General features: G+C 70.9%; 20 protein-coding genes. 9 read left to right on the top strand and 11 right to left on the bottom strand.

The annotated features are described in order from the left end of the window. Nucleotides 1-45 precede the first annotated feature (45 nt). The gene (locus tag JOC24_RS06120) at nt 46-1032 is read left to right on the top strand and encodes an NAD(P)H-quinone oxidoreductase (RefSeq protein ID WP_205019076.1); all 987 of its coding nucleotides are present in this window, start codon (nt 46-48) and stop codon (nt 1030-1032) included. A 266-nt stretch (nt 1033-1298) separates the two neighbouring features. Here the strand turns inward: JOC24_RS06120 and JOC24_RS06115 are convergent, their stop codons facing one another. The 3 genes from JOC24_RS06115 to JOC24_RS06105 form a co-directional block, all read right to left on the bottom strand. Continuing rightward, nucleotides 1299-1847 carry a bacterial proteasome activator family protein gene (locus JOC24_RS06115; protein ID WP_078850494.1) on the bottom strand — a complete coding sequence of 183 codons (549 nt, stop codon included), beginning with the start codon at nt 1845-1847 and terminating at the stop codon, nt 1299-1301. A gap of 165 nt (nt 1848-2012) precedes the next feature. Continuing rightward, nucleotides 2013-2483: a hypothetical protein gene (locus JOC24_RS33075; protein ID WP_307792641.1), complete on the bottom strand. Its 471-nt coding sequence runs from the start codon at nt 2481-2483 to the stop codon at nt 2013-2015. A 299-nt stretch (nt 2484-2782) separates the two neighbouring features. Beyond that, complete coding sequence (locus JOC24_RS06105; protein WP_205019075.1) at nt 2783-4405, bottom strand: protein kinase domain-containing protein; 1623 nt, start codon at nt 4403-4405, stop codon at nt 2783-2785. 293 nt (nt 4406-4698) lie between these two features. On the opposite strand from JOC24_RS06105, the gene JOC24_RS06100 reads away from it, so the two are divergent. Continuing rightward, nucleotides 4699-6303, top strand: coding sequence for a protein kinase domain-containing protein (locus JOC24_RS06100; RefSeq protein ID WP_205019074.1), 1605 nt, complete (start codon nt 4699-4701; stop codon nt 6301-6303). A gap of 59 nt (nt 6304-6362) precedes the next feature. Here JOC24_RS06100 and JOC24_RS06095 read toward each other — a convergent pair whose 3' ends face one another. The 3 genes from JOC24_RS06095 to JOC24_RS06085 form a co-directional block, all read right to left on the bottom strand. Next, a complete protein-coding gene (locus JOC24_RS06095) occupies nt 6363-7361 on the bottom strand; it encodes a phosphotransferase (RefSeq protein WP_205019333.1) in 999 nt (332 codons plus the stop codon). 82 nt (nt 7362-7443) lie between these two features. Continuing rightward, complete coding sequence (locus JOC24_RS06090; RefSeq protein ID WP_205019073.1) at nt 7444-7938, bottom strand: pyridoxamine 5'-phosphate oxidase family protein; 495 nt, start codon at nt 7936-7938, stop codon at nt 7444-7446. A 114-nt stretch (nt 7939-8052) separates the two neighbouring features. Next, nucleotides 8053-8712, bottom strand: coding sequence for a response regulator (locus tag JOC24_RS06085; RefSeq protein WP_205019072.1), 660 nt, complete (start codon nt 8710-8712; stop codon nt 8053-8055). Between the two features lie 347 nt (nt 8713-9059). On the opposite strand from JOC24_RS06085, the gene pdhA reads away from it, so the two are divergent. Genes pdhA through JOC24_RS06070 form a run of 3 tightly spaced genes read left to right on the top strand, consistent with a single transcriptional unit; the run spans nt 9060 to nt 12617 of the window. Beyond that, complete coding sequence (gene pdhA / locus JOC24_RS06080) at nt 9060-10220, top strand: pyruvate dehydrogenase (acetyl-transferring) E1 component subunit alpha (protein WP_205019071.1); 1161 nt, start codon at nt 9060-9062, stop codon at nt 10218-10220. Nucleotides 10221-10222: 2 nt separating this feature from the next. Then, entirely contained in the window at nt 10223-11203 is a 981-nt protein-coding gene (locus JOC24_RS06075; RefSeq protein ID WP_205019070.1) for an alpha-ketoacid dehydrogenase subunit beta, read from the top strand. 10 nt (nt 11204-11213) lie between these two features. Then, a complete protein-coding gene (locus JOC24_RS06070) occupies nt 11214-12617 on the top strand; it encodes a dihydrolipoamide acetyltransferase family protein (protein WP_205019069.1) in 1404 nt (467 codons plus the stop codon). Between the two features lie 116 nt (nt 12618-12733). Here JOC24_RS06070 and JOC24_RS06065 read toward each other — a convergent pair whose 3' ends face one another. Further along, nucleotides 12734-13633: a D-alanyl-D-alanine carboxypeptidase family protein gene (locus JOC24_RS06065; protein WP_205019068.1), complete on the bottom strand. Its 900-nt coding sequence runs from the start codon at nt 13631-13633 to the stop codon at nt 12734-12736. A 294-nt stretch (nt 13634-13927) separates the two neighbouring features. Here JOC24_RS06065 and JOC24_RS06060 point away from each other — a divergent pair, with 294 nt between their 5' ends. Together JOC24_RS06060 and JOC24_RS06055 are read left to right on the top strand one after the other, a co-directional pair. Further along, on the top strand, nt 13928-14611 hold the full coding sequence (locus JOC24_RS06060; RefSeq protein ID WP_205019067.1) for a GntR family transcriptional regulator: 684 nt from the start codon (nt 13928-13930) through the stop codon (nt 14609-14611). Further along, nucleotides 14608-15915: an MFS transporter gene (locus JOC24_RS06055; protein WP_205019066.1), complete on the top strand. Its 1308-nt coding sequence runs from the start codon at nt 14608-14610 to the stop codon at nt 15913-15915. Before JOC24_RS06060 ends, JOC24_RS06055 begins: the two co-directional genes overlap by 4 nt. 66 nt (nt 15916-15981) lie before the next feature. On the opposite strand, the gene JOC24_RS06050 is transcribed toward JOC24_RS06055, so the two are convergent. Continuing rightward, complete coding sequence (locus JOC24_RS06050; RefSeq protein WP_205019065.1) at nt 15982-16806, bottom strand: maleylpyruvate isomerase family mycothiol-dependent enzyme; 825 nt, start codon at nt 16804-16806, stop codon at nt 15982-15984. Between the two features lie 197 nt (nt 16807-17003). Here JOC24_RS06050 and JOC24_RS06045 point away from each other — a divergent pair, with 197 nt between their 5' ends. After that, nucleotides 17004-17801: a carbon-nitrogen family hydrolase gene (locus JOC24_RS06045; protein WP_205019064.1), complete on the top strand. Its 798-nt coding sequence runs from the start codon at nt 17004-17006 to the stop codon at nt 17799-17801. Between the two features lie 66 nt (nt 17802-17867). On the opposite strand, the gene JOC24_RS06040 is transcribed toward JOC24_RS06045, so the two are convergent. Beyond that, the gene (locus tag JOC24_RS06040; protein WP_205019063.1) at nt 17868-18362 is read right to left on the bottom strand and encodes an LURP-one-related/scramblase family protein; all 495 of its coding nucleotides are present in this window, start codon (nt 18360-18362) and stop codon (nt 17868-17870) included. A 64-nt stretch (nt 18363-18426) separates the two neighbouring features. On the opposite strand from JOC24_RS06040, the gene JOC24_RS06035 reads away from it, so the two are divergent. Next, entirely contained in the window at nt 18427-20238 is a 1812-nt protein-coding gene (locus tag JOC24_RS06035; protein WP_205019062.1) for an NHL domain-containing thioredoxin family protein, read from the top strand. Nucleotides 20239-20243: 5 nt separating this feature from the next. Here the strand turns inward: JOC24_RS06035 and JOC24_RS06030 are convergent, their stop codons facing one another. Together JOC24_RS06030 and JOC24_RS06025 are read right to left on the bottom strand one after the other, a co-directional pair. Beyond that, nucleotides 20244-20954: a DUF4232 domain-containing protein gene (locus tag JOC24_RS06030; protein WP_205019061.1), complete on the bottom strand. Its 711-nt coding sequence runs from the start codon at nt 20952-20954 to the stop codon at nt 20244-20246. Nucleotides 20955-21166: 212 nt separating this feature from the next. Continuing rightward, a complete protein-coding gene (locus JOC24_RS06025) occupies nt 21167-23971 on the bottom strand; it encodes an AfsR/SARP family transcriptional regulator (protein ID WP_205019060.1) in 2805 nt (934 codons plus the stop codon). Nucleotides 23972-24038 lie beyond the last annotated feature (67 nt).

Here is a 24038-nt window from a genome sequence, read left to right as displayed (position 1 = left end):
AGGTCAGCCCGCGTCCGGGACGGTGTACGGAGTAGCCTCGCGGCCATGTATGCGATCACGATCCCCGAACCCGGCGGCCCCGAAGCGCTCGTATGGGCCGAGGTCCCCGATCCCGTACCAGGCGAGGGCGAAGTTCTCGTCGAGGTCGTGTCCAGCGCTGTCAACAGGGCCGATGTCCTCCAGCGGCAGGGCTTCTACAACCCTCCCCCCGGTGCCTCCCCCTACCCCGGTCTGGAGTGCGCCGGCCGCGTCGCGGCACTCGGCCCCGGGGTGACCGGGTGGTCCGTGGGCGACGAGGTGTGCGGACTGCTCGCGGGCGGCGGATACGCCGAGAAGGTCGCTGTGCCGGCCGGGCAGTTGCTGCCCGTGCCCGACGGCGTGGACCTGACGCAGGCCGCAGCGCTGCCCGAAGTGACCGCGACGGTCTGGTCCAACGTCTTCATGGTTGCCCACCTGCGCCCCGGTGAGACCCTTCTGGTCCACGGCGGGTCCAGCGGGATCGGCACGATGGCGATCCAGCTCGCCAAGGCCGTCGGCGCGCGCGTCGCGGTGACCGCGGGAGGCCCCGAGAAGCTGGCGCGTTGTCAGGAACTCGGCGCCGACTTCCTCATCGACTACCGCGAGCAGGACTTCGTCGAAGAGCTCCGCAAGGCGACGGACGGTGCGGGGGCGGACGTGATCCTCGACATCGTCGGGGCGAAGTACCTGGACCGGAACGTACGGGCACTGGCGGTGAACGGCCGTCTCGCCATCATCGGCCTCCAGGGCGGAGCCAAGGGAGAGCTGAACCTGGGTGCCCTGCTGAGCAAGCGGGCCGCAGTCACGGCGACCTCGCTGCGCGCGCGGCCACTCGCGGAGAAGGCCGCGATCATCGCGGCGGTGCGTGAGCACGTGTGGCCGCTGCTCGCCGACGGCGTCGTCCGGCCCGTCGTGGACCGAACGATGCCGATGGCGGAGGCGGCCGAGGCCCACCGGCTGATGGAGTCCAGCAGCCACATCGGCAAGATCCTCCTGGCGGCGCAGACGGGCTGACGTTGCCGGCGCCGCACGTCGAGCAGCGATGCGAGCCGGCGCCGCACGCCGGCAGGGCTGTCTCGAGTACGTGTCACACGTCGGAGCAGGCCTGACGCGAGCAGGCGCCGCGCGTCGGCGGGCAGACACGAGTCGGCGCCACGTCGAGACGGCCTGAGGCGTGGGCCGCGTTCAACGACCACGGACAAACGCTGCGGGCCCGGCACACATCGCGACATCGCGTGTGCCGGGCCCCGGTGCGTACCGCGGTCGGTGGAGGACGGGTGCTACAGATACGGGCCGGAACGCGCCGGGCCGTGCGGATCGACGCCACCTTCCTCGTCCTCATGGCCGACGCCCGGAGGAAGGGCGCGGCGCATGGACTCGAGCTGCGCACGGGCCGCCATCTGCTGCGCGAACAGCGCCGTCTGAATGCCGTGGAAGAGGCCCTCCAGCCAGCCGACCAGCTGGGCCTGCGCGATCCGCAGCTCAGCTTCGGAGGGGACGGACTCCTCGGTGAAGGGCAGCGAGAGTCGCTCCAGCTCCTCCACGAGTTCCGGCGCCAGACCGTCCTCGAGCTCCTTCACCGAGCTCGCGTGGATCTCCTTCAGCCTGACCCGGCTCGCCTCGTCGAGAGGAGCCGCCCTGACCTCTTCCAGAAGCTGTTTGATCATGCTGCCGATGCGCATGACCTTCGCGGGCTGCTCGACCATCTCCGTCACCGGGACCTCGCGCGACTCGTCGTCACCGCCACCACCGCCGATGGCCATTCCGTCCTGCCCCACCACGAGGACTTGGGGGTGCTCCTGCGACCGTTCATTCCTCGGCATCTCCATGACGCCATTGTCTCGCACACAGCCCTCACCACATGGTGGTGCCCCCGGAAAAGGATGATCACCCCCGTCCCGAGCGCCGGGATGTCAGGGCGCGGCACCGAGGACGCGGCACCGAGGGCCGAGCACCGAGGGCACCGGCCACCAGGGGACGCGAAGTCGGCCAGGTCAGTGCGCCCGGCGCATGCGGAACGCCAGAAACGCCAGCCCCAGCCCGACCAGGGCGATGCCGCTGCCCAGCGAAGCGTCTCGCACATGCCGCAGAGCGGGCTCGTCAAGCGCCTGCCGCTGCCGTTGCCGTGCCGCCTCACCCGGCTCCGGAAACGCCTCGGGTGGCGGTGTGAACGCGGGTACCTCGACAGGATCCGGATCCGGCGGCATCTGGTCCGCCGCGGTCTCGTCCGCCGCGGTGTCGGCTCCCGCCGTTTCGGAGTCGGAGACCTTCAGCGGGGCGAGCGACCGTCCGGGCCGCGCCCTGCCCTCCCCGGCCTGCCGCCCGGCCAGGGGCGACTCCTCGGAGGACGAGCTCGCGGTGGGGGTGGGAGAGCCCGCGGGTTCCGCTGCTACGAGGTGGCCCGGCTGGGCGGACGTCGTCGCTCCGCCGTCTCCGTGTGCCCACGTGGTGGGTCCGAATGCCACGCCGACCACCATCACCAGGCAGGCGACGCACCGTGACGACCGTGGAGCCAGGAGTCCTGGAGGCATGAGATCAGCGTCACACGCCCAGATATGTCCGGCATCCCGAAGGCGCTCGCGAGCCGTATCTCATCCGTGTGCCGGATCAGTCCTGTCGAAAACAGCAGACGCGGACAACGCAAGCGAAAGCGAACCATGGAAGCGGACACCGCAAGCGAAAGCGAAAGCGAACCATGGAAGCGAACGACGCGATCGAACGACGGAAGCGGACACCGCAAGCGGACAGCTGAAGGAGCGGCCGATCAGGCCGGGTCCCCCGTCGCGATCCGCAGTTCGAAGTGGGCGCCCCGCTCGGGCACGGCTGTGCCCGTGGTCGGGAACTGATCGATGACCTGGTCCTCGGCGTAGGTGTTGCCCTCCACCTCGATGACCTTGACCGTCCAGCCTGCCGCGTCCGCACAGGACTTTGCGGAGATGATGTCCTTGTAGACGAAGTTCGGGGCCTGGACCTTGGCCGGGTCGTTCGAGTCCTCCGTGGGATCGGTGCACTCGTCCTCGTCCATCGTCCGGTTCCGCTCCGGGGGCTTGTGCTCGTCGGCGGCGGAGGACTCGCTGGAGCCCGGGTCGCCGCCCTTGCCGTTCTCCGAGTTGCCGTCCATGTTCAGGAAGGCGACCAGACCACCGATCGCGACCAGGGCGACCACGATCGACCCCACGACGACCGGCATGTTGCGCTTGGAGCCGCCGTTGCCACCGGAGCCGGCCGCCGTCTGCGGGGACATCGTGTACGGCTGGGGGGACTGCTGCCCCAGGTGCGCAGGAGTCCCGTACGGCTGAGAGGCCTGCGGGTAGCCGTAGCCCGGCGTGGGAGTCGGGGCCGGGGCGCCGTAGGGGCCCGGCTGGTGGTGCTGCGGCTGGTACGGCGTCTGCACGCTGTGCGGTGGCGCGGTGGCCTGGTCGACGGGCGGGAAGACCGCCGAGCCGACGCCCGAGCCGCTGTTCGCCGGAGTGCCGCCGCCGATGATCACGGGAGCGCCTGCGGGGCCGTTCGCGCTCAGCACGCGCGCGATCTCGTCCTGCATCGCTGCGGCGCTCGGGAAGCGCTCGTTCGGGTTCTTCTTCAGCGCCCGGGCGACCAGGGCGTCCATCGCGGGCGTGACCGAGCGGTTGATGCTCGACGGGGCGACAGGCTCCTCCTGCACATGCGCGTACGCGATGGCGAGCGGCGAGTCCGCATCGAACGGGATGCGGCCCGTGAGCAGCTGGAAGAGCATGATGCCGACCGAGTACAGGTCGGAGCGCGCGTCGACGCCGCGGCCGAGCGCCTGCTCGGGGGAGAGGTACTGCGGGGTGCCGACGACCATGCCGGTCTGCGTCATCGACGTCACGCCCGACTGCATGGCCCGGGCGATGCCGAAGTCCATCACCTTGACGACGCCGCGCTTGGTCATCATCACGTTGCCGGGCTTGATGTCGCGGTGGACCAGGCCCATCTCGTGGCTGGTCTCCAGGGCGGCCAGCACATCGGCCGTCACCTTGAGTGCCTTGTCCGCCGGCATCGCGCCGTGCTGCTGGATGTCCGACTGGAGCACGGAGCCGAGCGGCTGCCCCTCGACGTACTCCATGACGATGTACGGCATCAGCGCGCCGCCGAGCTCGTCCTCGCCCGTGTCGAACACCGAGACGATGTTGGTGTGCTGCAGCTTGGCGACGGCCTGTGCCTCGCGCCGGAACCGCTCGCGGAAGGACTGCTCACGCCCCAGCTCCGTGTGCAGCGTCTTGATGGCGACCTGCCGGTCCAGGGCGGAGTCGTACGCGAGGTAGACGGACGCCATGCCGCCTTCGCCGAGCAGGTCGCGCAGCTGGTAGCGGCCGCCGGCCACGGAACCGCCCGCGTAGCGCCCCTGTGCGCCGTCGTGGCTCATGACTTGCATCCCCCTCGGCGCCCGACGGACGCGATCATCCCTGTTATCGGCCAGTCTGCCCGAGGGGTACGACACGTCAAGCCAGGTGCCCGTTCCGTGACCCTACGCACAAGAAGCGTCTCGGAAGCGTTACAGGAAGCGCATGCAATTTGCGTGTACGGCGCGCGAGCCGATTGGATGGCCCGTCACTCTGAAAACCGGTGTGTCCCACAGAGGCTGTAGCGTGACGTGGCAATGCAGCAAAGCACCGTGAGAACCCGCGGACGCGCGGACAGAAACGACGGCGAGGACTGATGGCACCCGATTCCGAAGCAAACGGCGGCGGAGTCTCGGATGGCACCGACTCCTGGGGTGTCGGCGGTGTGGTCGGAGACGGCCGTTACCGCATGACCCACCGGCTCGGCCGCGGCGGCATGGCCGAGGTCTACGCCGCGGAGGACGTCCGTCTGGGACGCACGGTGGCAGTGAAGCTGCTCCGTTCCGATCTTGCCGAGGACCCGGTCTCCAAGGCCCGCTTCACGCGTGAGGCGCAGTCGGTCGCAGGGCTCAACCACCACGCGATCGTCGCCGTGTACGACTCGGGCGAGGACGTCGTGGGCGGCGCCACCGTGCCCTACATCGTCATGGAGCTCGTCGAGGGCAACACCATCCGTGACCTGCTGCTCGAGGCCGAGGCCCCGCCGCCCGAGCAGGCGCTCATCATCGTCTCGGGGGTCCTGGAAGCCCTGGCGTACTCCCACCAGCACGGCATCGTGCACCGCGACATCAAGCCGGCGAACGTGATCATCACGCACTCCGGCGCGGTGAAGGTGATGGACTTCGGTATCGCCCGCGCGCTGCACGGCGCCCAGTCGACGATGACCCAGACCGGCATGGTCATGGGGACGCCGCAGTACCTCTCCCCCGAGCAGGCGCTCGGGAAGGCGGTCGACCACCGCTCCGACCTGTACGCCACCGGCTGTCTGCTCTACGAGCTGCTCGCCCTGCGGCCTCCGTTCACGGGAGAGACCCCCCTCTCCGTCGTCTACCAGCACGTCCAGGACATGCCGGTCCCGCCCTCCCAGACCTCCGGCGGTGTCCCGCCGGAGCTGGACGGGCTCGTCATGCGCTCCCTCGCGAAGGATCCGGACGACCGGTTCCAGAGCGCCGAGGAGATGCGCGGCCTCGTCCAGTACAGCCTTCAGATGCTGCAGGTCCAGGGCGGTCACACGGGTACGTGGAACACCGGCCCGGTCGACGCGCACGACGGCGGCACGGCGGCGATGAACGTCGGCGGCAGTACGGCTGCCATGGGGCGCCCCATGCACGGGGACACTTCGCAGGGCCCGATCCTGCCGCCCATGAACCCGGACGACGGCGCGTACGCCGGCGGTCATCACAACGGCGGCGGCCGCGGCAAGATGTGGCTGTTCGTCCTGCTCGCTCTGATCGCGATCGGGGTGGGCGTCGCCTTCGCCATCCAGGCGTCGGGCGGCGACGAGACCAAGAAGCCCCCGGCCAAGCCCTCCACCTCCTCCTCCCCGTCGTCGACCCCGTCCACTTCGGAGCCGACGGACGAGGAGACGGAGGAGACGGAGGACCCGGGCGATTCCACGGGCGGCCAGACGTGGCCCACCGACGAGCCCACGTACACGCCGTCGGACGACCCGACCGAGCCGACGAAGGAACCCTCGGAGACGCCCTCGTCGACGGACCCGGCCACGGGAGGAACGTCCGACGGCGGTACGACGACGGACGGCGGAACCGGTGCCGACGGTGGAACCACCGACGGAGCCACCGACGAGGGCACCACCGGTGAAGACTCGGGAGGGACGACGGACGGCACCACGGCCGGCGGCACCCCCGCAGGCACCGCGGCGGGCGCCGCCGCGGGAGCGACGGGCACCACCGCCGGCTAGGTACGCCGGACCACTCCCGTGGGACGCTCGGCGTCACTACGGCGGTGCGGGCGAGGGCCTCACCCCGTGAAGGCCTCGCCGACCGCCTCGTAACGGCGCGTCCACCACACCGCCAGGGCCGACACCGCAGGGAACTGCGGGTCGGCCCTGCGGTCGTGCAGGCGGTAGCGCCAGCGCAGTATCCAGAAGTCGTTGAGGCGCTCCCACCAGACCCGGTGCACCGCCGCCGCCAGCTCGGCCGCCCCGGCGCCCGCCGACCGGCGGTAGGCGCGGGCGTACGCCCGCACCTTCTCCAGCGCCAGCTCCCCGTCCGGCCGGACGAAGAAGATCGCCGCGGCCCGTACGGCCTCCTCCGCGCGCGGCTGCACGCCGAGCCTGTCCCAGTCCACGATCGCGACAGGGTCGGCGCCCCGGTAGAGCAGATTGAGCGGGTGGAAGTCGCCGTGCACCCATCCTCTCGCCGAGCCCTCGGGCGTGGGCGGACGGCGGTGCGCGTGCTGTTCCAGCAGGGCGCGGCGCTCGACGAGACGGTGCACGGCGAGCTCGTCGAACGCGTCGCGCGGGCCCAGCCGCCGGGCCTCCGTCAGCAACTCGTCGATCAGCGTGAACGTATCGGCGGGATCCGGGCTCCGGCCTCGGACCGGAGGCGGCGGATCCGACTCCATCACCTGCTCCAGACCCATGTGCACGGTACCGAGGAGGGCGCCGAGCCGACGCGACTGGGCGGTCGTCAGCTGGGCGCCGTCCCGATGGAGGCCGTCCACCCAGCGGTGCAGGGCGTAGTGCTGCCCGTCGATCACCGTGACCGTGTCACCCTGTGTGTCCGCGAGGGGAGGGGCGACCGGCACACCGAGCGAGTGCAACTGCTGGGTCGCCCGGTGCTGCCGGACGATCGTGGCGTGGTCGCCGCTGGCATCGTCGAGGTGGTGCTTGTCGAGGTGGTGCTTGAGGAAGTACGAACCGCGGGTGGTCGACACGCGATAACCGTGGTTGAGCAGGCCCTTGTTGAGCGGTTCGCAGGCTAGGGGCACACCGGCGTCAGGGTAGCGGCGCAGCACCTCGCCGACCGGAGGGACAGGTGGGAGGGTCACAGATGAGCGCAGCACTCGCCACATGTTAGGTGACGCTACGTGTCTGCCCTTACGGGCTTGCGTCGAAGGCCAGAGTGTGCATATGGGCGATGCGTGGATCGAGCCTCAGATACACGGGGTCGAAGTGTTCGCCGTTCACCTCAGCCGGGCCGGTTCCGAAGCGTTCCCGGTGGTCGGGGGCCGGATGCACGATCTCGACCGGACCGGTGAACTGCACCGACCAGAGGTCTTCCACGCCCCCTGACGCGGGGGTGCTGAAGTTGTCCGCCCCGTAGGCGACGACGCTCCCGTCGCAGGACTCGTGGAAGCCGAGCCCCCTGTGCATCCGCAGGACGACCCGGCCCTCGATCACCAGGTGCCGGGCCACCGCCAGGAACGGCAGGGCTCGCATGCTCATGGCCATGCGGCCGTACCGGACGCTGCCGAGCAGCTCGACGGCGCGGAGCCTGTCCGTGACGGAACCGGGAGAACCCGCAGGACCCGAAGGGCCGGAGGAGCCGGACCCCGTCGCGGTTCCGGTGTCGGAGGGGCGGGAAGAAAACATGCCACCACTCTCCGGCACGGGTAGGGGCGGTGTAAGGGTCCGCAGCCCCCGGCGGGTCAGGACCTAAGTCCCCCGGGGCCGCCGTCGGGCGGACCCGGGGCCCGCCCCGCCCGCTCAGCGCTTCTCGGCCTGGAGTCTCGCCACGTACGCGGCCGCCTGGGAGCGCCGTTCCATGCCCAGCTTGGAGAGCAGGCTGGAGACGTAGTTCTTGATGGTCTTCTCGGCGAGGTGCAGCCGCTCACCGATCACCCGGTTGGTCAGCCCCTCGCCGATCAGATCGAGGATCCTGCGCTCCTGGTCGGTCAGCCCCGAGAGCCGGTCGTCGGACTTGCCGTCCTTGCCCTCGCGCAGCCGTTCCAGCACGCGGGCGGTGGCTGCGGGGTCCAGCAGGGATTTGCCGGCCGCCACGTCGCGCACCGCGCTGAGCAGCTCGTTGCCGCGGATGGCCTTCAGTACGTAGCCCGAGGCGCCCGCCATGATCGCGTCGAAGAGGGCCTCGTCATCGGCGTACGAAGTGAGCATCAGGCACTTGATGCTCTCGTCCCGGGAACGGACCTCGCGGCAGACCTCCACCCCGCTGCCGTCCGGCAGCCGCACGTCAAGGACGGCGACGTCGGGCCTGGTCGCCGGGATCCGTGCGAGCGCGTCCGCGGCGGTGCCGGCCTCGCCGACGACCTCGATGCCCTCCTCCGCGGCCAGCAGTTCGTGAACCCCACGCCGGACGACTTCGTGATCATCGAGTAGGAATACCGTGATTTTTCCTTCTTCGCGCACATTCGCAGTCTCACACACTCCCTGGTCCTCTGCCCTTCCCTGCGGCTGCCGGCCGGGATAACGTGCCGTTGTTCCGGCCGCCTGCCAGGCTGTTACCAGTGCTGTGACCAGCGGGAGTTCGCGTTTTTCGCGATTTACTTGGAAATCCAAGCAAAATTGCAGGTCACAAGGTGTTTCGCAGTTGTGCGATGCACTGGGTAACGTGCTTATGACAGGACGCTCGCCGGGGCACCTGTCACGCCTGTTCCCGGCCGAGCGGCACCCACCCCGTGCACGGGTCCGGACACAGGCGAGCCGCACTGGCTTCCCGGCCATCCCGGGGGCCGGACCGACGGAGGAGCACGCACGTGACCGTGGAGAGCACTGCCGCGCGCAAACCGCGACGCAGCAGCAAGCGGACCAGCGCCGCGAAGACGCCCGCGAAGACGCAGGAGGGTTCCGGCCCCGAGCTGGTACAGCTGCTGACGCCCGAGGGCGAGCGCGTCGAGCACCCGGACTTCGAGATCGACCTGAGCCCGGACGAGCTCCGCGGCCTCTACCGGGACATGGTCCTGACCCGGCGCTTCGACGCCGAGGCCACGGCGCTGCAGCGCCAGGGCGAGCTGGGCCTCTGGGCCTCGCTGCTGGGCCAGGAGGCCGCGCAGATCGGCTCCGGCCGGGCGCTGCGCGACGACGACTACGTCTTCCCGACCTACCGGGAGCACGGCGTCGCCTGGTGCCGGGGTGTCGACCCGACCAATCTGCTCGGGATGTTCCGCGGTGTGAACCACGGTGGCTGGGACCCGAACACCAACAACTTCCACCTGTACACGATCGTCATCGGATCGCAGACGCTGCACGCCACCGGCTACGCCATGGGCGTCGCCAAGGACGGCGCGGACTCCGCCGTGATCGCGTACTTCGGTGACGGTGCCTCCAGCCAGGGCGATGTCGCCGAGGCGTTCACCTTCTCCGCCGTCTACAACGCCCCCGTCGTCTTCTTCTGCCAGAACAACCAGTGGGCGATCTCCGAGCCGACCGAGAAGCAGACGCGTGTGCCGCTCTACCAGCGCGCACAGGGCTTCGGTTTCCCAGGCGTCAGGGTCGACGGCAACGACGTACTTGCCTGCCTGGCCGTCACCAGGTCGGCACTGGAGCGTGCGCGCCGGGGCGAGGGGCCCACCCTCGTCGAGGCGTTCACGTACCGGATGGGTGCCCACACCACCTCGGACGACCCGACCAAGTACCGGGCCGACGAGGAGCGGGCCGCCTGGGAGGCCAAGGACCCGATCCTGCGGCTGCGCGCCTATCTGGAGAAGCAGGGCCTCGCCGACGCGGCGTACTTCACCGCGCTGGAGGAGGAGAGCGAGACCCTCGGCAAGCGGGTGCGTGAAGTCGTGCGGGCCATGCCCGAACCGGACCGGCTGGCGATCTTCGACCACGCCTACGCCGACGGCAATCCGCTCGTCGACGAGGAGCGCGCCCAGTTCGCCGCCTACCAGGCATCGTTCGCCGAGGAGGGCAACTAGCCATGGCCGCTGAGAAGATGTCCATCGCGAAGGCGCTCAACGAGTCGCTGCGCAAGGCTCTGGAGACCGACCCCAAGGTCCTGATCATGGGTGAGGACGTCGGCAAGCTCGGCGGGGTCTTCCGGATCACGGACGGGCTGCAGAAGGACTTCGGCGAGGACCGGGTCATCGACACCCCGCTCGCCGAGTCCGGCATCGTCGGCACGGCGATCGGCCTCGCCCTGCGCGGCTACCGCCCGGTGGTCGAGATCCAGTTCGACGGCTTCGTCTTCCCCGCGTACGACCAGATCGTCACGCAGCTCGCCAAGATGCACGCCCGTTCGCTCGGCAAGATCAAACTGCCGGTCGTCGTCCGGATCCCGTACGGCGGCGGCATCGGTGCCGTCGAGCACCACAGCGAGTCGCCCGAGGCGCTGTTCGCGCACGTGGCCGGCCTGAAGGTCGTCTCGCCGTCCAACGCGAGCGATGCCTACTGGATGATGCAGCAGGCCGTCCAGAGCGACGATCCGATCATCTTCTTCGAGCCCAAGCGGCGTTACTGGGACAAGGGGGAGCTCGACACCGAGTCCATCCCCGGCCCGCTCCACAAGGCCGCCGTGGCCCGTGAGGGCGGCGACCTCACGCTGGTCGCGTACGGCCCGATGGTGAAGGTCTGTCTGGAGGCCGCCGCCGCGGCGCAGGAGGAGGGCAAGTCGATCGAGGTCCTGGACCTGCGGTCGATGTCCCCGATCGACTTCGACGCCGTGCAGGCGTCGGTCGAGAAGACGGGCCGGCTCGTGGTGGTCCACGAGGCGCCCGTGTTCTACGGCTCGGGGGCCGAGATCGCGGCCCGGATCACGGAGCGCTGCTTCTACCATCTCGAAGCGCCGGTGCTGAGGGTCGGCGGCTATCACGCCCCCTACCCGCCGGCCAGGCTCGAGGACGAGTACCTTCCGGGTCTCGACCGGGTGCTCGACGCCGTCGACCGCTCGCTGGCGTACTGAGGAGAGGGTCGTGACGACGATGACCGAAACGTCTGCTCGTTTCCGTGAGTTCAAGATGCCCGACGTGGGCGAAGGGCTGACCGAGGCGGAGATCCTCAAGTGGTTCGTCCAGCCCGGCGACACCGTCACCGACGGCCAGGTCGTGTGCGAGGTCGAGACGGCCAAGGCCGCCGTGGAGCTGCCGATCCCGTTCGACGGGGTGGTGCACGAGCTGCGCTTCCCCGAGGGCACGACCGTCGACGTCGGCGAGGTGATCATCGCGGTGGACGTGGCACCGGGCACTGACGACGCGCCGGCCGCCGAGACCGCCCCGGCGGTCGTCCAGCAGCCCGTCGAGGAGGCCGAGCCGGAGGCGCCCAAGGGCCGCCAGCCGGTGCTCGTCGGCTATGGCGTGGCCGAGTCCTCCACCAAGCGGCGTGCCCGCAGGGGCGCCGAGATCCCCGGTCCCGCCGCCGCCGCGGTCCAGGCCGAGATCAACGGCCACGGCGCGAAGGCCGCGGAGAGCCGTCCGCTCGCCAAGCCGCCGGTGCGCAAGCTGGCGAAGGACCTGGGCATCGACCTGGCCACGGTGATTCCGACCGGCGAGGGCGGTGTCATCACCCGCGAGGACGTGCACGCGGCCGCCGCGCCGGCTCCCGCCGAGGCCGCCCCCGCACCTGACGGGGCGAGCGCCGAGGCCCCCGCACCGGGAGTGGTTCCGCAGGCCCCGGCGGGCCGGGAGACCCGCATCCCGGTCAAGGGTGTGCGCAAGGCCATCGCGCAGGCCATGGTCGGCAGCGCCTTCACCGCGCCGCACGTCACCGAGTTCGTGACCGTCGACGTGACGCGCACGATGAAGCTGGTGGCGGAGCTCAAGGAAGACAAGGACATGGCGGGAGTCCGGGTCAATCCGCTCCTGATCATCGCCAAGGCGCTCCTGGTCGCGATCAAGCGCAACCCGGGGGTCAACGCAGCCTGGGACGAGGCCAACCAGGAGATCGTGCAGAAGCACTACGTCAACCTGGGTATCGCGGCCGCCACCCCGCGCGGTCTGATCGTGCCGAACATCAAGGACGCGCACGACAAGGCCCTGCCGGAGCTGGCGGCGGCACTGGGCGAGCTGGTCTCCACGGCGCGCGAGGGCAGGACGTCCCCCGCTGCCATGGCGGGCGGCACGGTGACCATCACGAACGTCGGCGTCTTCGGAGTCGACACGGGTACGCCGATCCTCAACCCGGGCGAGTCCGCGATCCTCGCGGTCGGGACGATCAAGCTCCAGCCGTGGGTCCACAAGGGCAAGGTGAAGCCCCGTCAGGTGACCACGCTGGCACTCTCCTTCGACCACCGGCTGGTCGACGGCGAGCTCGGCTCGAAGGTGCTCGCGGACGTCGCGGCGATCCTGGAGCAGCCGAAGCGCCTGATCACCTGGGGCTGAGGTCTGGCCCGCCCATGGGCAGCAGAGAAGAGGGGCCCGGCCGCGCAATGCGGCCAGGCCCCTCTTCGCATGCTCGTCGCTCGTTCCCCCACGCGCTCCGGGCGCGTGCGGGTGGGCTACTTCTTGAAGCCGTAGTCCAGGAGCTTCTTCGCGTCGGCCGTCCTGGTGGTCGCGGACGACGAGGTGAGAACGGTCCCGATGACCGTCTTGCCGCTGCGGGTCGCGGCGAAGACCAGGCAGTACTTGGCCGACGGGCCCGATCCGGTCTTCACACCGATCATGCCTGTGTAGCTGCCCAGCATGGCGTTGGTGTTGGACCACGACATGTAGCGGTAGCCGCCGGACTTGGTGGTGACCTTCTGCTTCGTCGACTTCGTCTTCACGATCGTGCGGAACGTCGAGCTCTTCATCGCGCTACTGGCGATCTTCGTGAGGTCGCGCGGCGTGGAGTAGTTCGAGCCGCTGCCGATGCCGTCGAACGAGTCGAAGTGCGTGTTCTTCAGCCCCATGTCCTTCGCGGAGGCGTTCATCTTGCCGATGAAGGACTTCACCCGGGCCGCGCGCGTGGAACCGGAGCCGAACTTGTCGGCCAGTGCGTACGCGGCGTCGCAGCCCGACGGCAGCATCAGGCCGTACAGGAGCTGACGCACCGTGACCTTGTCGCCGACGATCAGCCGGGCGGACGAGGCGGTCTTCGAGACGATGTAGTCGCTGTACGCCTTCTGGACGGTGACCTTGGCGTCGAGGTTCAGGTTCTTCTGCGCCAGCACCACCTTGGCGGTCATGATCTTCGTCGTGGAGCCGGTGGAGCGGCGGGTGTCCGCGGCTTTTCCGTAGAGCGTCTTCGCGGTGCCGTTGTTCATCACGAAGCCGCCCTTGGCGGTGATCGTGGGCGTCGGGGGTGTCGCTGCCTGCGCCGTGGAGGCGAACGCGCTGCCCGCGAGGACCGCACCCGCGGTGAGGCTGACGGTGGCGGCAACGCTGGCGCGGTTAAGTGCCTTAAGGCCGATTTTCAAGTCGAACGCTCCAAATACACCCGAAATGCGGCTACATGAGGGTGCCGCTCGGTGGTGAGACTCGCGAGGAGGCCGGATGGATGTGCTCCCGCACGGGTGAATCGTTGCGGGGCGGACGGATCATATGAAGCGCTGCGGTGCCGGGGTGCGGCGGGGGTGCCGAACGGCGCGCACACCGGGCGCGTGGTGCTGTGGGCACACCCGGTCCGGATTCCGGTGGGGCCCGCATCGCGCACCCGGTCCGGATCGCGGACGAGCGAGCGGACGTACTCATCTTGTATCTATGCTGTGTGCATGCCCGTCGCACCCACCACCTCACCCACCACCCGCAAGGTCGATCCGAAGCCGCCGCCCGCGGCCGAGCGTGTCTACACCCACATCAAGGAAGCGGTCCTCGACCGCCGGTACGAGGGCGGCACGTTCCTCACCGAGGGCGACCTGGCCGAGGCCGTGGGCGTATCCCGGACCCCGGTGCGGGAAGCGCTGCTGCGGCTCGAGGTCGAAGGGCTGATCAAGCTCTACCCGAAGAAGGGCGCGCTGGTGCTCGCGGTCTCCGCGCAGGAGATCGCCGACGTGGTGGAGACGCGGCTGCTCGTGGAGGAGTTCGCCGCACGCAAGGCCGTGCCCGCACCGGCACAGCTGATCTCACGCCTCGAACAGCTCCTGGAGGAGCAGCGGGAGCTCGCCGAGGCGGGCGATCTGGCCGCGGTGTCCGTCAAGGACCGCTGCTTCCACGCCGAGATCGTGAAGAACGCGGGCAACGAGATCCTCTCGCGTCTCTACGACCAGCTGCGTGACCGGCAGCTGCGGATGGGTGTCGCCGTGATGGAGGCGCACCCCGGCCGGATCGCCGCCAACATCACCGAGCACGCTGAGCTGCTGGAAGCCATCAGGGCCGGGGACGCCGAGGGCGCCGCGCAGGTCGTCCGGCGCCACGTCAGCCGCGTCAGGGTGCTGGTCCGGGGTGATGACCGATGACCTCCGCGGCCCCCACCCTCTCCCTGCCCGGGGACCCGCCCGGCGGCCGGCGTGCCGCATGGGTCTGGGGCATCGGAGTCGCCGTCTACTTCGTCGCGATCATCTTCCGGACGAGCCTCGGCGTCGCCGGACTCGACGCAGCCGACCGGTTCGACGTCAACGCCTCGGCCCTGTCGACGTTCTCCATCCTGCAACTGCTCGTCTACGCCGGTATGCAGATACCCGTGGGCCTGATGGTCGACCGGCTCGGCACCAAGAGGGTCCTCACCATCGGCGTGGTGCTCTTCACGCTGGGGCAGCTGGGCTTCGCGCTCTCCCCCTCGTACGGCATGGCGCTCGCCTCCCGCGCGCTGCTCGGCTGTGGCGACGCGATGACGTTCATCAGCGTGCTGCGGCTCGGCGCCCGGTGGTTCCCGGCCCGTCGCGGGCCGCTGATCGGGCAGGTGGCCGCGCTCTTCGGGATGGCGGGCAACCTCGTCTCGACCCTCTTCATCGCCCGCGCGCTGCACGGGTTCGGGTGGACCGCGACCTTCGTCGGCAGCTCGCTGGCGGGCGTGCTGGTGCTGGTCCTGCTGCTGCTCTTCCTCAAGGACCACCCCGAGGGCCATGAGCCGCCCCCCGCCGAGCACGCCGGAGCGGCGTACGTGCGCAAGCAGATCGCGGCTTCCTGGCGGGAGCCCGGTACCCGCCTGGGCATGTGGGTGCACTTCACCACGCAGTTCCCCGCCATGGTCTTCCTGCTGCTGTGGGGCATGCCGTTCCTGGTCGAGGCGCAGGGGCTCAGCAGGGGTACGGCCGGTGAGCTGCTCACCCTGGTGGTGCTGTCCAACATGGTGGTCGGGCTCGTCTACGGGCAGGTCATCGCCCGCCACCACGCGGCGCGCGCCCCCCTGGCCCTGGGCACGGTCGCGATGACCGCGCTGCTCTGGGCGTCCACGATCTTCTACCCCGGCGACCACGCGCCGATGTGGCTGCTGGTCACCCTGTGCCTGGTGCTCGGCTCCTGCGGACCGGCCTCGATGATCGGCTTCGACTTCGGCCGGCCGGCCAACCCGCCGGAACGCCAGGGCACCGCTTCCGGCATCGTCAACATGGGCGGATTCGTCGCCTCGATGACGACGCTGTTCGCGGTCGGTGTCCTGCTGGACGCGACCGGCGACAACTACCGCATCGCGTTCGCCTCCGTGTTCGTCCTGGAGGCCCTCGGCGTCGTGCAGATCCTGCGGCTCTACGCAGGCGCCACGCACAGGGAACGCGACCACCACGTCGTCAGCCGGGTGGAAGCCGTACACGTGCCCGTCTGACGTTTCTCCCGGTGCGGCGGGGCGCCCGTCCCCGTCCGTCGCCGGACGGGCGCCCCGGTCGTCGCGCTACGGCGTCACGGCGAAGTGGCGCAGGATCTCGGCCGCCAGGTCCCGGTCGCCGTCGATCTTGATCCGGTCCTCGACGGCCTGCGCCCGGACGCGTCCGCAGGCGAGCCGGTAGTACGTCTCCCAGTCCATCGACAGGGTCACCGCGGGGCCCAGGGACGGCGCACCGTCGACCGTGCCGCGGCCCTCGGCGTCGACCCTGACCGTCCGCAGGAACTCCAGCGGGCCGTGCACGTCGAGGACGACAGCCGAACCGGCCGGTGCGCCCGCGTCCTTGGCGACCACCTTCGCCAGGCCGATCAGCAGTGTGTCCCGGACGATCAGGGCGCCGGGGGAATCCAGATTGCCGGGCTGCCCCAGAGTCGCACGCAGATCCTGCTCGTGCACCCAGACGTCGAAGGCCCGCATGCGCAGTGCCAGTTCCAGCGTCTGCTCGGCGCCGAGCGGCGCCCGCACCATGGTCTCGGGGGAGCGCGACTCGTTGCGCAGCTGACGCATGCGCCGGATCAGCGTGTACTCCAGCTCCGAGGTCATCTCCGGCGCGGTGTGGTGGCGCCGTACGTCGACCTGCATCTCCATGTAGCGCTGCTGGTCGTTCTGCACGTGGTACAGGTCGCGAGGCAGCGTGTGGATCGGACGGGGGTCGCCGAGCTGTTCGCATTCCATGCCGATGACGTGCGAGATGACGTCGCGCACCGACCAGCCCGGGCAGGGTGTCCGGCGGTTCCACTCCCCCTCGGCGAGCGGCTTGACCAGCTCGGATATGGACTCGACGGAGTGGGTCCAGGCATCGGCATAGGTCTGGAGGCTGGGATGGACGGTCACGGGACCCCTCGTGCGGTTCTGCGGTGCATGGGCTGGAGAGCAGGAGTGCCGACGGGTGGGCCGGCACCGAGGTGCTGTCTGCGGGCTGCGTGGGAGGTTCGCTCGCTAAGTTACGCTGCGAGCAGGCACCCCGGCAGTGCTTTCGTGTGACGATCGTAGGCCCGCGTTGACGGCTCCCATGCCAGGACGGTGGTAGTGTGCACGCCTCCCTCATCCAGATCGCAATAAACCCGGATGAATCGGTCAATTCCCGTAGAGAGCGCGTGGCTTCGCTGGTCGCGTCCCAGCGAGGTGCGGACCTCGTGGTCCTCCCCGAGCTCTGGCCGGTCGGCGCCTTCGCCTACACCGTGTTCGCCGATGAGGCCGAACCACTGCAGGGGCCCACGCACGACATCATGGCGAAGGCGGCGGCCGAGGCCGGTGTCTGGCTGCACGCCGGGTCCTTCGTCGAGCGCGCCGAGGACGGTGCCCTCTACAACACGTCGCTGGTGTTCTCGCCCGAGGGTGAGAGGGCCGCCGCGTACCGCAAGATCCACCGTTTCGGCTTCGACAAGGGCGAGGCCGTGCTGATGGGGGCCGGTGAGGAACTCGTCACCGTCGCCCTGCCGGAGACCGTGCTCGGCCTCGCGACCTGCTACGACCTGCGCTTCCCCGAGCAGTTCCGGGGCCTCGTCGACGCGGGGGCCGAAACGCTGGTCGTCTCGGCCGGCTGGCCCGAGCGCCGTCGTTCGCACTGGACGCTGCTGGCGCAGGCCCGCGCCGTCGAGAACCAGGCCTACGTCCTGGCGGTGGGGTGCTCGGGCACCCACGGGGGGGTCGAACAGGCGGGCCGCAGCATCGTCGTCGACCCGTGGGGCGAGGTGCTCGCCGAGGCCGGGGCGGACGAAGAGGTGCTCACCGTGGAGTTCGACCCGGCCAGGGTCGCCGCCACCCGCGACCAGTTCCCGGCCCTCAAGGACCGCCGCCTGGGCCTCGCCCGGCGACGCCTGGCCTGAGGTCGTACGACGCGTCCCGGTGGCCCGGTTTCACGTGAAACCGGGCCACCGGGACGCGTTCGTCCCTCAGTCCTCGCCGTTCTCCTTGTCCGCCAGGACGATCACGCACACCGCCACCGCGAGGAGCAGGGGCACGTCGGCGTCCTCCCGCACGATGTCGACGCCGTAGGTGTCGCGGACGGTCAGCCAGCGCCGGGAGATCTGGGCGAGCAGCTCGCCGTCGTAGTCGATGGCGAACTCGCGGTCCAGGATCTTGCCGCTGACGTCCAGCTCCGTGCCGTCCACCAGGGTCACCCGGTAGTGGTTGCGCAGCAGTGACAGCCGCTTCCGTTTGACCTTGGCGAGCTCGTCGCCGTCGCGTTCGATGAGCATGGTGTCGCGGAGGCTGATCATCTTCTGGCGGATCTCCACCAGCACCCGGCCGTCGGTGTCCTTCAGCTCGAAGGTGTCCCGGAGCCGCATGGCCTTGCCGTCGACGAGGAAGAGCTTCCGCCCGTCCGCGTCCTCGATCCAGTAGTCGTCACCGATGCCGAACACGCGCTCACGTACGAGAAGTCTCATGGATCACAGGTTCCCCGACGTTCTGCCGGAATGCGGGCAGGCCACGGTGCTGTTGACTGGTGGCATGACAGCACGTGCACGTGTCCGCGCCCCCGAACTGATCGGCAAGGGCGGCTGGCTCAATACAGGCGACCGGCAGTACACCCTGGCTGACCTGCGGGGACGCATCGTCATCCTGGACTTTTGGACATTCTGCTGCGTGAACTGTCTGCACGTGCTCGACGAGCTGCGTGAGCTGGAGGAGAAGCACCGCGACACCGTGGTGATCATCGGTGTGCACTCGCCGAAGTTCGTGCACGAGGCGGAGCACCGGGCGGTGGTCGACGCCGTCGAGCGGTACGAGGTGCACCACCCCGTCCTGGACGACCCCGAACTCGCCACCTGGAAGCAGTACGCCGTCCGGGCCTGGCCCACGCTCGTCGTCGTGGATCCCGAGGGTTATGTCGTCGCGCAGCACGCCGGTGAGGGGCACGCGCACGCCATCGAGAAGCTGGTCGAGGAGCTGGAGTCCGAGCACGCGGCGAAGGGCACTCTGCGTCGCGGCGACGGTCCGTACGTCGCTCCGGAGCCGGTCGCCACGCACCTGCGGTTCCCGGGCAAGGCGCTCGCCCTGCCCGACGGCGGGTTCCTGGTCTCGGACACCACCCGGCACCGCCTGGTGGAGCTGGACGCCGACGGCGAGACCGTACGGGGCCACTTCGGCGCCGGTGAGCGGGGATTCGCGGACGGGGGCCGCCAGGAGGCCCGGTTCAGCGAGCCGCAGGGCCTCGCCGTCCTGCCCGACGGCCGGATCGCCGTCGCGGACACGGTCAACCACGCGATCAGGGCGCTCGACCTCGCGACGGGTGTGACGTTGACGCTCGCCGGGACCGGTCGGCAGTGGTGGCAGGGCTCCGCCACCAGCGGGCCGGCCACGGAGGTGGACCTGTCGTCGCCGTGGGACATCGCCTGGTTCGGCGACCGGCTGTGGATCGCGATGGCCGGCGTGCACCAGCTGTGGACGTACGACCCCGAGCAGGGCACGGTGCGGGTCGCCGCGGGAACGACCAACGAGGGCCTGGTCGACGGGCCCGCGGACGAGGCCTGGTTCGCGCAGCCGTCCGGCCTGGCCGCGGCCGGCGAACGGCTCTGGGTCGCAGACTCCGAGACCTCCGCACTGCGCTACGTGGACCTGGAGGGCGCGGTCCACACCGCCGTCGGTACCGGCCTCTTCGACTTCGGCCACCGCGACGGCCCCGCCGGGCAGGCACTCCTCCAGCACCCGCTGGGCGTCACCGCGCTGCCGGACGGATCCGTCGCCGTGAGCGACACCTACAACCACGCGCTGCGGCGCTACGACCCGGAGAGCGGTGAGGTCACCACACTGGCCACGGACCTGCGGGAGCCCAGCGACGCGGTGCTGGTGGACGGCGACCTGGTCGTCGTCGAGTCCGCACGCCACCGGCTGACCCGGCTGAGGCTTCCCGAGGAGGCCGTGCGGGTCGCGGACCGTGCCCATCGCACCCAGCGGGCGGCCACCGAGGTCGCGGCCGGCACGCTGCGGCTGGACGTGGTCTTCCAGGCCCCCGCCGGTCAGAAGCTGGACACCCGGTACGGCCCCTCCACCCGGCTGCTCGTCTCCTCCACCCCGCCGGAGCTGCTGGCCGGGGGATCGGGGCCGGGCACGGACCTGAGCCGTGATCTGGTCCTGGCGGACGGGGTCACCGAGGGCGTCCTGCACGTGTCCGCGATGGCGGCTTCCTGCGACGACGACCCGGCGAACGAGTACCCGGCCTGCCACGTGCACCAGCAGGACTGGGGTGTCCCCGTGAGCATCACCGCCTCAGGGACGTCCAGGCTCCCGCTGGTGCTGGCGGGGATGGACGAGCAGGGCTGACGGGCTCAGAAGTCGTCGGCGCCGTTGCGCAGCTCGGGCGTCCAGTAGCCGGTCGCCCACTTCGCCGGGTCCACGGCGATGCCCTCGGCGCCGGGCGCCTTCACGATGGCCATTCCGGCGTTGCCCTGGAGCGTCACGGAGAAGTCCTTCACGGTCTCGACGTCCTCGTCCATACCGCCGTCCGACAGCCTCACGGCCGCGTACGCGGGAGCACCGGCGGCGAGGACGACCGGGCCCGCGGGCTTGCTCCTGTCGACCGCCGGGACGGTGCCACGGGCGTTCTCCAGGAACCGGATCTCGGGGAAGCCCTGCATCAGGCAGCTGTGGCCCGAGGTGTTCTTCGCCGTCAGGACGATGTGGGTGTAGGGCGGGCCGTCCTGGACCTCGGCGCTGATCGCCAGGCCCTTGGTGGTGCAGGCCGCCACGTCGCCGCCGGTCTTCGTGCCGCCCGCGGTCTTCGCGGTGCTGGTGTTCTTCGCGGTGCCGGTGGTCTTCGCGGTAGCCGCGTCGCCGGTGTCCTGCTTCGCACCGTCCTTCTCCGAGGAGCCCGCGTTCTGCGCGGGCTCCACGCCGGCGGCCGCCGCCGTGGAGCCGCTCCCCGCCGGGCCGGCGGACTTCGTGCCGGTGCCGTCGTCACCGCAGGCGGTGAGGGAGAGGGCGAGTACGGCGGTGGCCGTGGTGGCGAGGACGGTGGTGCGGGTGCGGAAGGTACGCATGGAGACTCCCCCGGAGTGAGGACGAGGCGGTCGGCCGGTCGGGACCGAAGCGCCGGTGAGCTGCTGACATCCCTGAGTCTGGAGTGCGCCGCTCACGTTCCGCTGCTGTCCCGCTGCCGTCCCGCTGACGTCTCTCCCTCCGGCCCCGCGCGGCCCTCCGGGATCGCCTCCGCCCGGGGACAGGGCCCGAACAGAGCCGGCGCGGTGCCGGATCAGACGGAGTCGGTGAGCCGGGCGAGTGCCTGGGCGTGCCGTGTCCGGTACTCCGCACGCGCCGACACCCGCAGCAGGGCCTCCAGCGCCCGTACGGCGCCCTCGTCGTAACCAGCGCGTTCCGCTTCCTCGGCCGCCCTGTCCAGCAGCTGGACGCCTTCCTCCTCCTCGCCGAGCGCCAGCCGCGCCTCACCGGCGACGGCCAGCAGCAGGGAGCGGCGGGCCGCCTCCTCGTGCTCGGGCCCCAGGGCCAGCGCCGTGTGCGCGGATTCGAGTGCGTCCCCGGGGCGGAAGGCGGCGAGCTGCATCCTGGCCAGGTGCTGGAGGGCGAGCATCTCCGTGTGCCGGTCCTTCTCCTCGCGCGCCAGCGCGACGGCCCGGGAGCAGCCCTCCAGCGCCTTGTCGAGCTCACCCTGGCCGGCCTGGACGACGGCCAGGTTGATCAGGGCCGTCGCCTCGCCCAGCCGGTCGCCGGCCCGCCGCGCAAGGCCCGGCGAGCGCTCCAGGAGGGTGAGGGCCTCGGCGGTTCTGCCCTCTTCGGTCAGCACCCAGCCCAGCAGATTCAGCACCCTCGACTCGGCGTACGGGTCCCTCTCCGCGCGGGCGGAGTCGAGCGCCAGCTCGAGCAGCGGCGCCCAGCTGTCCCGCACCCGCCACACCACCTGCGGCCACTGGAGCAGGATGATCCGCCAGGCCCGGTCGTGGAGGCGGGCGCTCCGGGCCGCCACGGCCGCCCGTGCCAGGTCGTCGCGTTCGGCTGCCAGCCAGCGCATCGCCGCGGTCCGGTCGGCGAAGTCCCTCACGGCGGCGGGCCGGTGATGGTCCTCCGGCAGGACGAAGCAGGGCTCACCGCCGGGCTCGGCCGTGTCGGCGGCGGCGAGTGCGGTGGCGACGTAGTGGTCGAGGACGCTGACCAGCGCCTCGGGCCCGGACGCCGGGTCGAGGCCCCGGGCGTACAGGCGCACCAGGTCGTGCAGCACCCAGCGTCCCGGCGCGGTCTCGGTGACGAGGTGTGCGGAGCCGAGACGCTCCAGGGCCGCCGTGGCGGCGACGGGATCGGTCCCCGCGAGAGCGGCGCAGGTGTACGGGTCGAAGTGGCCGCCGGGATGGTGGCCGAGCCGGGCCAACTGCCGCGCGGCGTCCGCCGGGAGCTGTTGGACGGTCAGCCGCAGAGCGGCAGAGACACCGGTGTCGTCCACGTCGAGGAACATCAGCCGGCTGCGCTCGTCGGCCAGCTCGTCGGCCAGACCGGCGAGCGTCCACTGCGGGCGTCCGGCCAGCCGGGCCGCCGTGACGCGCAGGGCGAGTGGCAGCCCTCCACAGAGTTCGGCGAGCCGGAGGGCCGCCACGGGCTCGGCGAGGATCCTCTCCTCACCGAGCACCCCGGCGAGCAGAGCCGTACCGTCCTGGGGTTCGAGGGTGTCGAGAGGGACGGGCCGGGCGGCGTCCGAGGCGATGAGGCCCTCCAGCCGGTGGCGGCTGGTGACGAGGGTGACGCAGTCGCTACCGCCCGGGAGCAGGGGCCGGACGGTGGCGGAGTCCCGGGCGTTGTCGAGGACCACGAGCAGCCGGCGCCGGTCGGTCAGGGACCGGAAGAGCGCGGCCGCCGCGGTCACGGACTCCGGGACGCGGCGTGGTGCGACGCCGAGGGCCAGCAGGAACTCACGCAGGACGTCGATGAGAGCGGGTTCGCCCGTCTCGCTGAAGCCGCGCAGATCGGCGAAGAGCCGCCCGTCCGGGAAGGCGGCGGGGTTGTGGTGCGCCCACTGGAGGGCCAGTGACGTCTTGCCCACCCCCGCCGGGCCGGTGACCAGGCAGACGGGTGCCTCACCCGCTGCCGCCCGGGTGAGCGCCGCCAGCTCGGCGTTGCGGCCGTGGAAGCCACGAGGGGCGCGGGGCAGCAGATCGGTGGGGTGCGGAACCAGCGAGGGACCGTGCGCGGCGGCGATACGGGGGCCGGGGGCCGGGGCCCCAGTGGTGCCGGGCACCTCCGGACCGCCCCCGGACCGCTCCGGGTCACGCGTGGCCGCACCAGGGCCGCCTGCCGGGGACGCGCCGGGCCGGGGATCGCCGCGCAGGATCAGCGCGTACGCGTCGGCGAGCTCGTGTCCGGGGTCGATGCCCAGCTCGTCGGCGAGCAGCCGCCTCGTGCGGTGGAACCAGTCCAGGGCCTCCGACTGGCGTCCCGCCCGGTACAGCGCCAGTATCAGGGCCGCCGCCAGCGACTCCCGCATCGGGTGCGCGACCGCTTCCGACCGCAGCACGGATGCGGCCCGGTGGTGCTCGCCGAGATTCCCGTAGGCCCGGGCCAGCTCCTCGACGGTCGCCAGCCGCGACTCCTCCAGCGTGTGTGCCGCGGCCTGGAGCGGCCCTTCGGTGAAGGCTCCGCCGAGCGCGGGTCCCTGCCACAGGGACAGGGCGTCGTCGAGCATGCGCACGGTGTCGTCGGCGCCGCGCTGCTGCCGTGCCAGCATCAGCAGTTCCTCGAACCGCTGGTAGTCCAGCAGGGTTTCCGGGACACGGAGCACGTAGGCGTCGTCGAGTGTGAGCAGCTCCACCCCGTACGCCTCCGCCTCCGCGCCGGCCAGGAGTGCGCGGAGGCGTGAGACGTGCCCCTGGATGACGCCACGGGCGCGCCGCGGGGGTGCCTCGCCCCACAGGCAGTCCGTCAGCCGGGCGACCGGCACGGGGGTGTTGGCCGACAACAGCAGGGCGGCGAGCAGGCCGCGCCTCTTGGCGGGCCCGAGCGGCAGTGGCCCGGTGCGGGTGTCGACGGAGACCGTGCCGAGCAGCCGGAACTCCACGAGCGGCATTCCTTCCGGGCAGGACGCACCCGGGCGGGGGCACGGACAGGTACCCAGAATATCGGGC

The organism is Streptomyces sp. HB132 (genome assembly GCF_016909575.1).
In the GTDB taxonomy this organism is placed as follows: domain Bacteria; phylum Actinomycetota; class Actinomycetes; order Streptomycetales; family Streptomycetaceae; genus Streptomyces.
The sequence above is the reverse complement of the archived record's forward strand: the minus strand, read 5'-3'. Positions and strand labels throughout refer to the sequence as shown.